13 protein-coding genes are annotated in these 14109 nt (G+C 60.3%); 5 read left to right on the top strand and 8 right to left on the bottom strand.

All coding sequences use genetic code 11. From position 1 onward, the window contains the following. Nucleotides 1-147: 147 nt before the first annotated feature. The 4 genes from AT6N2_RS14190 to AT6N2_RS14175 all read left to right on the top strand — a co-directional run bounded on the left by AT6N2_RS14190 (nt 148) and on the right by AT6N2_RS14175 (nt 4992). Nucleotides 148-1128, top strand: a complete 981-nt coding sequence (locus tag AT6N2_RS14190) for an alpha/beta hydrolase (RefSeq protein WP_209087547.1) — start codon at nt 148-150, stop codon at nt 1126-1128. A gap of 167 nt (nt 1129-1295) precedes the next feature. Continuing rightward, entirely contained in the window at nt 1296-2498 is a 1203-nt protein-coding gene (locus AT6N2_RS14185; RefSeq protein ID WP_209087545.1) for a CaiB/BaiF CoA transferase family protein, read from the top strand. Next, nucleotides 2495-4147: a thiamine pyrophosphate-binding protein gene (locus AT6N2_RS14180; protein ID WP_209087543.1), complete on the top strand. Its 1653-nt coding sequence runs from the start codon at nt 2495-2497 to the stop codon at nt 4145-4147. Before AT6N2_RS14185 ends, AT6N2_RS14180 begins: the two co-directional genes overlap by 4 nt. Nucleotides 4148-4227: 80 nt before the next feature. Next, entirely contained in the window at nt 4228-4992 is a 765-nt protein-coding gene (locus AT6N2_RS14175) for a HugZ family protein (protein ID WP_209087541.1), read from the top strand. Nucleotides 4993-5260: 268 nt separating this feature from the next. Here AT6N2_RS14175 and AT6N2_RS14170 read toward each other — a convergent pair whose 3' ends face one another. From AT6N2_RS14170 to AT6N2_RS14160, 3 genes are all read right to left on the bottom strand, one after another. Continuing rightward, nucleotides 5261-5602 (bottom strand): RidA family protein, encoded by a 342-nt coding sequence (locus AT6N2_RS14170; RefSeq protein WP_004442838.1) that lies wholly within the window; start codon nt 5600-5602, stop codon nt 5261-5263. Nucleotides 5603-5648: 46 nt separating this feature from the next. Further along, nucleotides 5649-5987, bottom strand: coding sequence for a TIGR01244 family sulfur transferase (locus tag AT6N2_RS14165; RefSeq protein ID WP_063950605.1), 339 nt, complete (start codon nt 5985-5987; stop codon nt 5649-5651). Between the two features lie 97 nt (nt 5988-6084). Continuing rightward, entirely contained in the window at nt 6085-6918 is an 834-nt protein-coding gene (locus AT6N2_RS14160; RefSeq protein WP_209087539.1) for an aldose 1-epimerase family protein, read from the bottom strand. A 155-nt stretch (nt 6919-7073) separates the two neighbouring features. Here AT6N2_RS14160 and AT6N2_RS14155 point away from each other — a divergent pair, with 155 nt between their 5' ends. Beyond that, nucleotides 7074-8465, top strand: coding sequence for a L,D-transpeptidase family protein (locus tag AT6N2_RS14155; RefSeq protein WP_209087537.1), 1392 nt, complete (start codon nt 7074-7076; stop codon nt 8463-8465). Between the two features lie 69 nt (nt 8466-8534). On the opposite strand, the gene AT6N2_RS14150 is transcribed toward AT6N2_RS14155, so the two are convergent. From AT6N2_RS14150 to AT6N2_RS14130, 5 genes are all read right to left on the bottom strand, one after another. Further along, nucleotides 8535-9740 (bottom strand): MFS transporter, encoded by a 1206-nt coding sequence (locus tag AT6N2_RS14150; protein ID WP_209089730.1) that lies wholly within the window; start codon nt 9738-9740, stop codon nt 8535-8537. A 46-nt stretch (nt 9741-9786) separates the two neighbouring features. Further along, on the bottom strand, nt 9787-10410 hold the full coding sequence (locus tag AT6N2_RS14145) for a TetR/AcrR family transcriptional regulator (RefSeq protein ID WP_209087535.1): 624 nt from the start codon (nt 10408-10410) through the stop codon (nt 9787-9789). A 166-nt stretch (nt 10411-10576) separates the two neighbouring features. Further along, complete coding sequence (locus tag AT6N2_RS14140) at nt 10577-11293, bottom strand: ParA family protein (protein WP_209087533.1); 717 nt, start codon at nt 11291-11293, stop codon at nt 10577-10579. Between the two features lie 281 nt (nt 11294-11574). Next, nucleotides 11575-12720 carry an iron-containing alcohol dehydrogenase gene (locus AT6N2_RS14135; RefSeq protein ID WP_063950610.1) on the bottom strand — a complete coding sequence of 382 codons (1146 nt, stop codon included), beginning with the start codon at nt 12718-12720 and terminating at the stop codon, nt 11575-11577. Next, nucleotides 12717-14105: an aldehyde dehydrogenase family protein gene (locus AT6N2_RS14130; protein ID WP_209087531.1), complete on the bottom strand. Its 1389-nt coding sequence runs from the start codon at nt 14103-14105 to the stop codon at nt 12717-12719. The genes AT6N2_RS14135 and AT6N2_RS14130 overlap by 4 nt, the downstream gene beginning before the upstream one ends. Nucleotides 14106-14109 lie beyond the last annotated feature (4 nt).

Raw genomic sequence — 14109 nt, 5'->3', positions numbered from 1 at the left:
TGTAGCGAATGCTCCACATCGGATTTTTAAGAGTACGTATCGGGAAATTTGCCGCTATGTAGGGTAAATAGGACCTTGGGGCAACCTCTGGCACGATTATGACCCCATGATTATGAGAAGCTGTGTGAGCACGCGATGGGTGTGACAATGAATGAAACGACGGATAACTTCGCTTTCACCCGGATTGAGAGGCTGGAAGCCCCCTCCGGCGCATCCATCGCCTTCCGCCATCAGCCCTCCGCCCTCGCCCCCGCCCGTGGCGTTCTGATGATCTGCCATGGTCTCGTAGAACATGCCGGGCGTTATCGCCGGTTTGCCGATAAGCTCGCGAAACAGGGTTTCGAGGTCTATGCCCATGACCATCGCGGCCACGGCCGAACGAGAGCGGCGGATGCGCCTCTCGGCCGCTTCGCCTGGAAGGATGGCGTGGAAAAGGTGGTGGCCGATGTCATGGCGATGCGGCGCATGGCGGCAGAAAGACATCCCGGCCTGCCCGTCATCCTGTTCGGCCAGTCGATGGGCGGGCTTGTGGCGCTGAACACCGCTGTCAGCCATCCCGATGCCTTCGATGGCCTGTCGATCTGGAATTCCAATCTCAATCCCGGCTTTATGGGTCGGTTAGCACAGGTGGTATTGCGGCTTGAGAAAATGCTGAAAGGCTCCGATGTGCCGAGCGCGATCCTGCCCAAAGCCACCTTCCGCGCCTGGAATGCAAAAATGCCAGAAAAGCGCACCCATGCCGACTGGCTGAGCCATGACAAGGCTGCGGTGGACGCTTACGTGGAAGACCCGCTCTGCCAGTTCGAAGCAAGCGTTTCCCTTTGGCAGGATGTCTTCGAACTCTCCTATCGAGCGCCAAAACTCATCGAGCGCCTGCCGAAAACGCTGCCGCTCTTGCTGGTCAGCGGCGATCAGGATGCTGCCACCAATGATGGCAGGGAGATCGTCTGGCTGGCCGAGCGTTTCCGCCAGGCGGGCTTCAGCCATGTCGAACACACTATCTACAAGGGCATGCGGCACGAGACACTGAACGAAATCGGCTGGCAGGCCCCGGCTGCGGATTTCGCTGCCTGGTGCGACCGGGTGGTGGGTGGCAGTAAAACGCCCTCCCCGTCATTTCGGCCTTGAGCCGGAATGACGGAATTAGGGGACTCTCAAACACAACGAATGTCGAAGCTGCCGTGTCAGCCCCAGTTTAGTGCCGTTCCAAAACGGAATAAGTCCATGAGATAAAATCACATGCGACGCGGCAAGCAGCGGTCTATAAACCGGCAGACACAAATACCGGGGGACAGATGACCGACATGCCGAACAGGAAAGCGCCGCTCGCAGGCATTCGCGTCATAGAACTGGCGCGTGTTCTGGCCGGCCCCTGGGCGGGGCAGATGCTGGCCGATATGGGTGCCGATGTCATCAAGGTTGAAAACCCCGAGGGTGGCGATGACACCCGCGCCTGGGGACCGCCCTTCGTGGAAAGCGATGATGGCGAGAACCTTTCCGCCGCCTACTACCACGCCACCAATCGCGGAAAGCGGTCGGTCGTCGCCGACCTGAAGACCCCTGATGGCTGCGAACTGGTGCGCCGGCTGGTACGTACTGCCGATGTGGTCATCGAAAATTTCAAGCGCGGCGGCCTTGCGAAATATGGCCTCGATTACGAGAGCCTGAGGGTTCTCAACCCCAAGCTCATCTATTGTTCCATCACCGGCTTCGGCCAGACAGGGCCCTACGCCGATCTCGCCGGATACGATTATATCGTGCAGGGCATGTCCGGCTTCATGTCGATCACGGGCGAAGCGGACGGCCAGCCAATGAAGGCGGGCGTTGCGGTCGCGGATATCTTCACCGGCATCTATTCCGTCACGGCCATTCAGGCGGCATTGATCCATGCCATGCGATCCGGCGAGGGTCAGCATATCGACATGGCGCTTCTGGATGTGCAATCGGCCGTTCTTGCAAACCAGAACATGAACTATCTCGTTTCCGGCAAGCCGCCGGTGCGGCTTGGCAACGCCCACCCCAATATTTCGCCCTATGAGGTGGTGCCGACGGCTGATGGCTTTCTCATCCTCGCCGTCGGCAATGACGGCCAGTTCCGCCGTCTCTGCGGGATTCTCGGCATCGACGCCATTGCCGATGACGAGCGATATGCGACCAACAGGGCCCGCGTCGCCCACAAGGCCGAGGTGCGCAGGATCGTTTCCGCCGAAACGCTGAAATGGCAGAAGCGCGATCTTCTCACCGCCTGCGAAAAGAATGCCGTGCCTGCGGGACCGATCAACTCGATCGAGGAAATGTTCGCCGATCCGCAGATCAAGGCCCGCGCCCTGCGCGTCGATCTTGCGAGCGAAGACGGCACTGTCATCCCCGGCGTCCGCACACCGATTATAATGTCGCAAACACCGCTGCGTTACGAACGCCCGAGCCCGAAGCTCGGGGAACATCAGGCGCAGGTGCTGGCCGAACTGGAAACGATTGAAAGGAACACCGCGCCATGAAGAGAACCGGCGGACAATTGATTGTCGAAGCGTTGAAGGCCAATGGCGTCAGCCGCGTCTCCTGCGTGCCGGGCGAGAGCTATCTCGCGGTCCTCGACGCCCTCTATGAGAGCGGCATTGAAACACTGGTCTGCCGTCAGGAAGGCGGCGCTGCCATGATGGCCGATACCTGGGGCCGGCTGACGGGCGAACCCGGCATCTGCATGGTCACCCGCGGGCCGGGCGCGACGAACGCCTCTGCGGGTCTGCACATTGCCCGACAGGATTCCATTCCGATGATCCTCTTCATCGGCCAGGTGCAGCGCGAGGCTCGCGAGCGCGAGGCCTTTCAGGAAGTGGAATATCGCCGCGCCTTCACCGAATTTGCCAAATGGGTGGGCGAAATCGATGACGCCCGCCGCATTCCCGAATTCGTCACCCGGGCCTTTGCCGTCGCCACCTCCGGCCGGCCCGGCCCTGTTGTGCTGACCCTGCCTGAAGACATGCTGGTTGAAGAGGTCGAAGCGCCAGAGGCAAAGCCCTATACTCCGGTCGAGGCCCATCCTGGCCCGTCCCAGATCGCGACCTTTACTAAAATGCTTGCTGAGGCGAAACGCCCGGTCTTCATCATCGGCGGCACACGCTGGTCCGAGGAAAGCGTCGCAGACTTCAAGGCATTTGCCGAAAAATACAAGCTGCCCGTCGGCTGCTCGTTCCGCCGCCAGATGCTGTTCGATCATCTAAGCCCCTCCTATGCCGGTGACGTCGGCATCGGCATCAACCCTGCGCTTTCGAAGGAGATCAAGGGCGCCGATCTGGTGGTCCTCCTTGGCGGCCGCCTCTCCGAGATGCCGTCGTCAGGATATACGCTGCTCAACATCCCTTACCCGTCGCAGAAACTGGTCCACATCTATCCGGAAGCCGAAGAACTCGGGCGCGTCTACCGGCCCGATCTCGCCATCTGCGCTTCGCCGGATGACTTCGTTGCCGCGCTGGCCTCCGTCGATCTGCCGCATAACGACGCGTGGGCGTCGCGCACGGCAACGATGCATGAGGCCTATCTCAACTGGTCGACGCCGCCCCAGACGGGACCCGGCGCCGTGCAGATGGGTCCGATCATGGACTGGATCGAGACGAATGTGCCTGAAGATGCCATCTTCACCAATGGCGCTGGAAACTACGCCACCTGGGTGCACCGCTTCCATCGTTTCCGCCGTTTCAGCACACAGTCCGCACCGACATCAGGCTCGATGGGTTATGGCCTGCCGGCGGCGGTTGCCGCCAAGCACCTGTTCCCGGAGCGCGAGGTCATCTGCTTTGCCGGCGACGGCTGCTTCATGATGCACGGTCAGGAATTCATCACTGCCGTACGCTACGGCCTGCCGATCATCACCGTGCTGGTCAATAACGGCACCTATGGCACGATCCGCATGCATCAGGAGCGGGAATATCCCGGCCGTGTCAGCGGCACCGATCTCGTCAATCCCGATTTCGCAGCCTTCGCCAAAGCCTATGGCGGGCACGGCGAAACGGTGGAAAAGACCGAAGACTTCGCCGCCGCCTTCAAGCGCGCGCGAGCCAGCGGAAAACCTGCCATCATTGAGGTGAAGCTGGATGCGGAAGCGATCACGCCGACGCGCACGCTGACACAGATCAGAACCCGGGCCTGATATTGCCCACCGATATTGATGATGGACATGGCCCCGGCATGGTGTAAATCCTGAGTAAAACTCACAGCTTAGGAAACAACATGCCGGATGTTGCCCCTCCCGTCATCACCCCACGCGGCGCAAAGATCGAGCCCTCGGCCGGCGCGCCTTTTGAGGCCGTGCGCGTTGCCCGCGATGTACTGCACACCTCCCGCACGGCAGCACTCGCCACGCTCGATCCCGTCAGCGGCTATCCCTATACGACCGCTACCAATATCGGCATTGAGCCTGACGGCACGCCGTTCTTCTTTGCGGCCGGGCTGACGCTGCATGCTCGCAACATGGAAAGCGATCCGCGTATCTCGCTCACGCTCGCCCCCTTCGGCAAGGGCGATGCGCTGACGCTGCCGCGACTGACACTTGTTGGCAGGGCGGAACAGATCGGCCCGGATGACGTGCCGCTCGCCATCGCGCGCTACATTGCCCGATACCCCAAGGCCAAACTCTATCTCTCCCTTCCCGACACCAGGCTTTACCGGCTGCGGACGCAAGGCGTGCAGATTAATGGCGGACCGGCCCGCAACGCCAGCAACATCACCCCGACCGATCTGCGCACCGATCTGTCAGGCGCAGAAGAACTGATGGCGACGGCGGAAAACGAAGCGGCCCGCCTCAACGCCATCAAGGGCGAAGCGGGCCGGCTTGCCGTTCTCGCAGGCGCCAAGGCCGGGCGCTGGACGATCACCTCAATCGACCCTGATGGCATCGATCTCGCTTCGGCAAATGATCTGGCGCGACTATGGTTTGCGGAGCGGGTTGAGACGTTGAAACAGTTTGAGAAGGCGCTTGCTTCGCCGGTGAGGTGACGGACGTAAGCGATTCAAAAAACATGAAAAATGCTTCTACTTGGCATTTTGTGGCCATGTCGCCACGCCGCGCCGTCACCCCGGGCTGGATCCGGGGGCCAGCGCGATCAAGTCCTTGATCGCAAAAGACTCTTTTCACGGCGCAAACGCGCCGTGGCTGGATGCCGGGTCAAGCCCGGCATGGCGGGGAGAGTTCTTGACCCCATCCCATAAAAAAAGGCCGGGCCGCCTTCAGCGACCCGGCCTTTCCCATCAATCAAACCGTGGCTCAGAGAGCCGCCGTCACGATGAACTCAACCTTGTAGTCCGGCGTAGCAAGCGCTGCTTCGCTGGTGGCGCGGGCCGGCGGGTTTGCCGGGTCGATCCAGCCTTCCCACACAGCGTTCATCTCCCCGAAGGTGGACATGTCGGACAGGTAGATGATGGTCTGCAGGATCTTCGACTTGTCGGAACCGGCAGCCGCCAGCAGACGGTCGACTTCAGCAAGAGCCGACTTGCTCTGTTCCGTCACGCTCGTGCCTTCGCCAACCTGGCCGGCCAGATAAACGGTGTTGCCGTGAACGACGGCGCCGCTCATGCGCTTGCCCGGCTCGATACGCTTGATGGTCATGAAAAACTCCTGTTGATTGGCATTGGAAATGAAGCTGCTCGAAAGATCAGCCGCGCAGATGGTGGGTCTTTTCATAGATCGCGGTGGAGCGCGCGCCAGACCGGCAATAACCGAGCATCGGGCGCTGCAATTCATCCAGCGCATCCACCATGCCGGCAACGGCATCGGCGTCGACACCGTAGCGACCGACCGGGACATGCATGATCGTCAGCCCAAGCTGCTCGGCGCGCTCTGCGATATCGGCGAAAAGCGGCTGCCCCTCTTCCTCGCCGTCAGGGCGGTGGCACACGATCGACCTGAAGCCGAGTGCCTTGATCTGGTCGAGATCGGCGACGCTGATCTGTCCGGTTACCGAATACTCGTCGTCTATGCGCCTGATATCCATCTTCGTGCCTCCGCTGGCCGTCACCCTTGAAATCCGCATCCGATGTAAGCGGTCAAAACCGCGGCGTCAATGACGGGCGATCTCCATTCGGTACGGCTCAAAGAATGGAAAAGCGCAGGCCGAAGGAGCGGCTTTCGCCCGGCTGGAGGATGTTGAACTCGCCGGCCGCCTCAAGCTCCCTGCGCTCCACCCAACGGTGGGATACGGGCTCGATACCCAGCACATTGGCGGGTGCCTTCTGATTGCGCCACATCTGGAGGTAGGGCAGTGTCTCCGTCCGGAACCGGACGCTCAACGTCTTGCCGCCGATGGCCGCAATCGGCCCGAGCTTCAGTTCCGCCCATTCATCATTACCGGCAGAAACGCAGAAAACGCTGCCCGGCTCTTCGCCAAACCGCCAGCCATGGCCGCCATTCTCGAACATCGCGCCTTCAAGCCGCACGGCGTCGTCGAACAGCCGCGCACCGACATTCATATGATACATCAGGAAGACCGGCATCGGCCGCTCCGATGTGTTGACGATGCGGTCGTCGAGGCTGATTTCACCGCTTTCACCATCGATGCGCCAGGTGCGATTAAGAAGCGCAGTCCCACCATCCGCCAGCTTTACGGGAACCTCTACACGCGCCAGCGCATTGGTTTCGTGAGTGTTGAAGGTGATGATCTTTGCCGGATGCGAGGAAAAGGAGCCATGCAGCGGATATCGGCGCCCATCGCCACCGTCATCGATCACCACGGGATGGCGGATATGATCAGGACCGCAGGTAAAGAGGAAGCCTTCCAGCGAATGGTCGATCCGCGGATCGCCATCATCGGGAATGGCGCGACCGGGAGCGATGTCGATGCCATCGACGATGCACGGCCCGATATCGAAGACGGAGGTTTCATCAAGGAAAATGCGCGGCGATTTGCCCGCCTGAAAAGAATGCAAGACAGCCTCCCTGTGGCAGTAAAAACGCAGAAATCACGGAAACGCTACTAACTGTAAGGAAAATTAAGATTGCATTAACCGCGAATTCACCTTTTTCACAATAGGGTCAAGATTAGCGTGTGTTTATCGGTGACGAAGCAAGGGATAGCAGAATCGTGAAACATTTTCTTAACGCCGCTCTGGGTCTGACGGTCGCACTGGCGTCAGTTTTCGCCCCGCTACAGGCTGGCGCGCAGCAGCGTTATGGCGAGCAATCCATGCTTGTGACGCCGGATGGCCGGGTTCTCGATTTCATGCCTGAACGCAGCGATATCGTCATCAGCCGGGATGCGATGGGCCGCACCGTGTTTTACGACCAGTATGGCAACCTGCTCGCCACGGAAATGCCATCCGGTTACCCGCAGCAGCGCCAGCAGGCACGGCAGCAGCGCGACACAACCTATTATCCCCCTGCCCCAGGCGGCCAGTATCGCGAGCCACAGCGTGACTACGGCTATCAGGACAATGGCAGCGTACGCGACTACCGCGAATATCGCGGCGACGGCTTCGACGAAAATTTCTACACCGGCTCCGTTCCCGCGCCGGGCGCCGTCGAGAGCGGCCCCCTGGGTCAGCCTGTGCCGGGCGAAAGTACAACGGCCGCCGTTCCACAGCCGGAGCATCTGATCGAGCGACACACGCCGGTTACGACGCCCGTCAACCGGTCGCGCCAGGAAATCGTTGCACTCCAAACCTTCCTCGACCGCGAGGGTATTTCCCCCGGTGTGATCGACGGCAAAATGGGCGACAACGTCAACAAGGCAATTGCCGCCTGGCAGGACATGACCGGCGAAAAGCTGGACCCGAACAATTCCGACGACATTCTCGAGCGGCTGCGTGCTTCCGGCGGCATGCCGATCGTGGACTACACGATCACGGCGGCCGATGCGGCCGGTCCCTACGTCGCTTCAATTCCGGACGACTATGCCGAAAAATCGCAACTGCCTGCGCTCTCCTTCACGTCAACGACGGAAGCCCTGGCGGAACGGTTCCACATGGATGAGAACTACCTGAAGGAATTGAACCCCGGGATCGATTTCTCCGTGCCCAGCACGATCATCAAGGTCGTGAACCCCGGCGAGCCGAAGAAGGGCCAGGTCGCCCGCATCGTCGCCCATAAGGGTATCAAGCAGGTCTTCGCCTATGGCCAGGATGGCAATCTTATCGCCGCATATCCCGCTACGATCGGTTCTACGGATACGCCCTCACCCAGCGGCACGCATACGGTGGAGCGCATCGCGCTCAATCCCGGCTATACCTACAATCCGAAGATCAACTTCAAGCAGGGCCAGAACGACAAGATCCTGCAGATTCCGCCAGGTCCAAACGGCCCGGTCGGTACGGTGTGGATTGCCCTGTCGAAACCCACATACGGCATTCACGGCACGCCGGAACCTTCCAAGATCGGCAAGACCAACAGCCACGGCTGTATCCGCCTGACGAACTGGGATGCGACCGAATTGGCAAAGATGGTCCGCCCCGGCGTGGTCGTTGAATTCGCGGAATAGGACTGACGACACGAAACCGAAAAAAGCCCGGCGGTTTGGTCCGCCGGGCTTTCTTGTATGTGTGGCATCTCAGTCTTGCTTTTCCGTCAGGAAATAGAGCAGCGCTGCAACCGGGAGCGCAAACCCCAGCCATGACGCGGCTTGCCATCCACCAGCGGCATAGGCCCATCCTCCCACTGCCGAGCCAATCGCCCCACCCATGAAGAACGTCGCCATATAGATGCCGTTCAGGCGGCTGCGGAATTCCGCTCCGAGCGTGAAGATCGCCCGCTGGCCGAGGACTAGGTTGGTGGTGACGCCGAAGTCCAGAACGATGGCTGCGACGACCAGAATGCCAAGCGCCAGATGTGAACCTTCCGGAGCCAGATGCGTGATGGCGAAAGAAAGTGCGACTGCCAGCAGTGCAAACAGCGTGGCTGCCCGCGTCCAGCCACGATCCGCCATCCGCCCGGCGATCGGAGCGGCCACGGTGCCCGCAGCACCCGCCAAGGCAAACAGCGCGATCTCACCCTGACTCAGATTGAAATGCGGACCGCTCAGATAAAGGGGCGTGGTCGTCCAGAACAGGCTGAAGGCCGCAAACATGAAGGCATGGTAGATCGCCCGCCGGCGCAGGAGCGGCGTGTGGAGCGCCAGCCGGCCCATGGATGCCATCAGGGCGCCATATCCCAGTCTCGCTTCGGGCACACGAACCGGCAGCAGCCGGAAGAGGACGACAGCGAGAAGGGCCATGACGGCGGCAGAGGTGAGGAAGACCCCACGCCAGGAAACGACTTCCGACAAGAGGCTGGAAACCGGCCGCGCCAGCATGATGCCGGCCATCAGGCCGCTCATGACGTTACCGACGACGCGCCCGCGAACGGCGTGCGGCGCCATGTGTGCGGCATAGGGGACGATGACCTGTACCGCCACCGAACTGACACCGACAAGAAAGGCGGCAATCAAAAACGGCGCGGCGTGCGGGGCAAACGCTGCAGCAACGAGCGATAGCACGGCCATCGAGACGGAACTGACCACAAGCTTGCGGTTTTCGATGAGGTCACCGAGCGGCACGACGAACAGGAGGCCGACACCGTAGCCGATCTGCGTCAGGGTGACGATCAGCCCGGTCGCGCCGGCAGACAGGCCAAGCTCCGCGCCGATAATGCCGGCAAGCGGCTGGCCATAATAGAGATTGGCCGCGATCAATCCGCAGGCTGTTGCAAGCAGGAAGGTCAAGGCCGGGGAAATCGATGTCGTCTCGACATCATCCCCATCAATCACACGCGTTGTCATCATTTTCTCCAATATGGAAACAATCGTTTCCTAAATAGTCACTAAATTAATCGGAAAGCTTCATGGCGAGATCCACCACTGCCACCATGTCTTTGAGGCTACGCCCGGTTTTTCCAACCACGCGCATGCCGTACATCATGCACAGCATCGCCCGAGCAAGATCATCGGGATCGGCTTTCGAGGCCACGGAACCATCCTTCTGCCCTTCCGCGATAATCCGGGCAACAATCCGCTCCCTCATCTTCACTGCCCGCTCGACCACGACGGCAATGTCTTCATCCAGCGCAGCCAAGTCGGCGGCGGCACCAACCACGAGACATCCATCCGAGCCGACCCCGCCGTGAGAACGTTCGGCATAAAACATCAGGCCCGCCTTAAGGCGCTCATAGCCGGTATCGAAACCGGCCACCGCCGCCTCGAAGCGCTCGGTCTGTATGATCCTGTAGCGCTCCATCGTCGCGATGAATATGGCTTTCTTATCCTTGAAAGCCTTGTAGAGACTGCCCTGCGCCAGTTCCATCGCATCGGTGAGATCACCGACCGAAGTAGCGTGGAAACCGCGCCGCGAGAACACCTTGACCGCACCGTCCAGCGCGCGATCGAGATCGAACTCGCGCGGGCGGCCGCGATGGCGTTGTTCCGGAGAATTGGAGTGGCTCAAATTGCTCATGAACGGAATATAGGAAACGATCGTTTCCAAATCAAGCGAAAATTTTCGCCCCACGAAGAGCCATTAGGAAGCGCCTCGTAACGGCGCCCTGCTACGCATTTTGTGGGAAGCCAATTTCATCCTAAGTCGCAATTTGCCTGCAACCAGCTGGGATAGAAATGATGGATCAGGCAGCCCTGCGTGTCACCAAACGCGCCAGATGAGCAACGCGCCTCGGAAGTCTTTTCGGCAGGAGGTTGATGATTTCCTCGGCGAAAGCCGCCGCGTTTTCGACCGCCTTGTCGATATTGCTGACCTTCTTGCCATCCAGACAGAGAAGCGTTCCGCCATGGTCGAAAATATCGCGATAAGCCGCCCGCTCGACAATCGCCGTGTTCAGCATCGACACGTTCTTTTCCGAAAGCAGCATCTTCACGAGCAACAGCGAACGCGTCGCGACCATGGCATTGACCCGCGTTAGCACGATGGAATGGGCGATCTCCTTGCCCATCTTGCGGTTCAGGAATTCGATGTGATCAAGAACTTCGGCAGCACCGCGCGCATCCATGGCTGAGCCCTGAACCGGGATCAGAACATGATCGGAAATTCCGAGCGCCATGGTCAGAAGGGGCGTCTTTGCGCCCGGAAGATCGATGATGAAGCAGTCAGTGTTGGCCCGGTTCTCGCGAATGTGTCCCTCAAGCGAGGCCATCGTCACATGCGAAATCACCGAGAGATTTTCGATCTCGCCCGAGAGTTCGTGCCAGCGGGAAATCCACAATTGCGGATCGGCATCGAGGACCGTCACGCGATGGCCGCTACGGGCCAATTCGGTTGCCAGAAGCAGCACGGCCGTGGTTTTCCCCGCGCCGCCCTTGGTATTGGCGAAAGTGATGACTGACATGATACCCCCTGTTCGTCAGAGCCGTTTCATGCTCATTCTCGCACCGACGCACTTCATGGTGCTTTCTACAATCTTAACGAACAGGGTTAATAAAACGCTAACGCCGGGACGAAGCGCTATGAGAAACGCCGGCGATGGGCTCATCGTGGGCTTCATGGGCTGGAGATCGTATCCTAGCTCGTTCCGGCGCGACGTTGCCGCTGGTTTCTTCTCCCCGTCGGGAGAAGAAACCAGCAGCACGCCCTCGATCTCAAACAAGCCTGACGAATAAAAGATGCCCTTTAAAAGCAAGCCTCAAAAAGCGCCTTGGTATTTTCCAGCGTCATCGGCACCGGATTGCCACCGCAGCTGGGGTCTTTGATCGCTTCCGCCGCCAGTTCGTCGATGCGATCCGGCTTGATGCCCATGGCGGTGAGATTCTCCGGCACGCCGAGTTCCTTGCGAAGCTTCAGCACATAGTCATAAAAGCCGTCGAAACCGCCGGAAATGCCAAGATAGGCAGCGGCGCGGGCAATCTTGTCCTCGATTGCCGGACGGTTGAAGCGCAGCACTGCCGGCATGACGACGGCATTTGTCATGCCGTGATGGGTGTTGTAGACAGCGCCGATCGGATGCGAGAGCGAGTGGATGGCGCCAAGCCCCTTCTGGAAGGCAACCGCCCCCATGGCCGCCGCAGCCATCATGTTGGTGCGCGCCTCGATATCCGTGCCGTCCTTATAGGCCCGCGGCAGGAATTCCTTGACGAGCCGCAAACCCTCCAGCGCCACGCCGGCGCTCATCGGGTGGAAGAACGGCGACGAATAGGCTTCGAGGCAATGTGCAAAGGCGTCCATGCCCGTGCCGGCCGTGATGACCTTCGGCATGCCCACCGTCAGTTCGGGATCGCAGATGACGACGCCTGGCAGAAGCTTCGGATGGAAGATGATCTTCTTCACATGCGTCTGCGAATTGGTGATGACGCTGGCGCGGCCAACTTCCGAACCGGTGCCGGCCGTCGTCGGAACGGCAACGATAGGCGCGATCTTGGAAGCGTCCGCGCGGGTCCACCAGTCGCCGATATCTTCGAAATCCCAGACCGGGCGCGTTTGCCCGGCCATGAAGGCAATGGTCTTGCCGAGATCGAGCCCCGAGCCGCCGCCGAATGCCACGACGCCATCATGGCCGCCATCGCGATAGACCTTCACACCCGCTTCCATGTTGATTTCGTTGGGGTTCGGATCGACCTCGGCGAAGATCGCCCGGCCGAGACCCGCCTCCTCCAGCACATCGAGCGCATGCGCGGTAATCGCCATATTGGCAAGGCCGCGATCCGTAACGAGAAGCGGCTTTTTGATGCCGAGCGTCTTGCAGGCTTCCGCCAGTTCCTTGATCCGGCCACGGCCAAGCTTGACGGCGGTGGGATAACTCCAGTTGGCGACGATATTCATTTCGTGACTTTCTTCAGATGGTAGGATTTCGGGCGGGTCAGGTTCTGGAAACCGAGGACAGAGAGCGAACCGCCACGGCCCGTTTCCTTCACACCGGTCCAGCAAAGCGCCGGGTCGAGATAATCAGCGCGGTTCATGAACACGGTACCGGTTTCGATCTCGCGGCCGATGCGCCCGGCGCGGGCGGCATCCTGCGTCCACAGCGAAGCGGTCAGGCCGTATTTGCTGTCGTTCATCAGCGCGATGGCTTCGTCATCGTTCTTCACCTTCATGATGCCGACAGCCGGGCCGAAGGTCTCCTCGGTCATGAATTCCATGGAATGATCGACATTGACGAGGACTTGCGGCGCGACATAGGCGCTCTCGCCATCATCGGCGGGAAACAGCTTTGGATCGACCAGTGCTTTGGCCCCCTTCGCGACGGCATCGGCAATCTGCGCGCGAACGACTTTTGCGAAACGCTTGTTGGCCATCGGCCCAAGCGTGGTCTCCTGTTCCAGCGGATTGCCGAGCTTGTAATTGGAAACCCACGCCACGGACTTCTCGACGAAGGCGTCATAGAGGTTTTCGTTGACGTAAATACGCTCGATGCCGCAGCAGCATTGCCCCGAATTATAGGTCGCACCATCCATCAGCGTATCGACGGCGGCGTCCAGATCGGCATCCTCCATCACGTAGCCGGGGTCCTTGCCGCCGAGTTCGAGCCCGAGGCCAGTGAAGGTGCCGGCCGCGGCGCGCTCGATGGCACGTCCGCCTTCCACCGAACCGGTGAAGTTGACGAAGTTGAAAAGGCCCTCGGAAATCAGTGCCGACGTCGTGCCGTGGTCGAGGAAGACATTGATAAAGACATCGTCAGGCACACCGGCTTCGACGAAAGCCCGCACCATGCGCTCACCCACCAGCAGCGTCTGCGCCGCATGCTTGATGACGACTGTGTTGCCGGCCATCAAGGCGGGCGCGACGGTGTTGATCGCCGTCATGTAAGGATAGTTCCACGGCGCGATAACGAAGACGACGCCATGCGCCTCACGCTCGATGCGACGTTCGAAATTGCCGCTTTCCTCGATGACGAGCGGCGCCAGCGCATCGGCGGCAATGGAGGCGACATAGTTGGAGCGCTCGTTGAAACCCTTGAACTCACCGCCATAACGCACCGGACGGCCCATCATGTGGGCGAGTTCCGGCACGACCTCATCCACCATTTCATTGAGGCGTGCGACGCCCTTCAGAACCAGCTGAACGCGGTCCTCGAGCGGACGACGCGCCCAGTCCTTCTGCGCCTTGCGCGCCTTCGAAACGGCGGCCCGCGCCGCCTCCAGCGACATCGCCTCCCGCTCGGCATAAACCGAGCCGTCGATGGGCGAGATATTCTGGATCATGGTCATGCCA

This window comes from Agrobacterium tumefaciens (assembly GCF_017726655.1).
GTDB classification, from domain to species: Bacteria; Pseudomonadota; Alphaproteobacteria; order Rhizobiales; family Rhizobiaceae; genus Agrobacterium; species Agrobacterium tumefaciens_B.
The sequence above is the reverse complement of the archived record's forward strand: the minus strand, read 5'-3'. Positions and strand labels throughout refer to the sequence as shown.

Bases quoted from the DNA above. Each gene is read 5' to 3' on its own strand.
- AT6N2_RS14190 (WP_209087547.1), top strand. From the start codon at position 148: ATGAATGAAACGACGGATAACTTCGCTTTCACCCGGATTGAGAGGCTG.
- AT6N2_RS14185 (WP_209087545.1), top strand. From the start codon at position 1,296: ATGACCGACATGCCGAACAGGAAAGCGCCGCTCGCAGGCATTCGCGTC.
- AT6N2_RS14180 (WP_209087543.1), top strand. From the start codon at position 2,495: ATGAAGAGAACCGGCGGACAATTGATTGTCGAAGCGTTGAAGGCCAAT.
- AT6N2_RS14175 (WP_209087541.1), top strand. From the start codon at position 4,228: ATGCCGGATGTTGCCCCTCCCGTCATCACCCCACGCGGCGCAAAGATC.
- AT6N2_RS14170 (WP_004442838.1), bottom strand. From the start codon at position 5,602: ATGACCATCAAGCGTATCGAGCCGGGCAAGCGCATGAGCGGCGCCGTC.
- AT6N2_RS14165 (WP_063950605.1), bottom strand. From the start codon at position 5,987: ATGGATATCAGGCGCATAGACGACGAGTATTCGGTAACCGGACAGATC.
- AT6N2_RS14150 (WP_209089730.1), bottom strand. From the start codon at position 9,740: ATGACAACGCGTGTGATTGATGGGGATGATGTCGAGACGACATCGATT.
- AT6N2_RS14145 (WP_209087535.1), bottom strand. From the start codon at position 10,410: ATGAGCAATTTGAGCCACTCCAATTCTCCGGAACAACGCCATCGCGGC.
- AT6N2_RS14140 (WP_209087533.1), bottom strand. From the start codon at position 11,293: ATGTCAGTCATCACTTTCGCCAATACCAAGGGCGGCGCGGGGAAAACC.
- AT6N2_RS14135 (WP_063950610.1), bottom strand. From the start codon at position 12,720: ATGAATATCGTCGCCAACTGGAGTTATCCCACCGCCGTCAAGCTTGGC.
- AT6N2_RS14130 (WP_209087531.1), bottom strand. From the start codon at position 14,105: ATGACCATGATCCAGAATATCTCGCCCATCGACGGCTCGGTTTATGCC.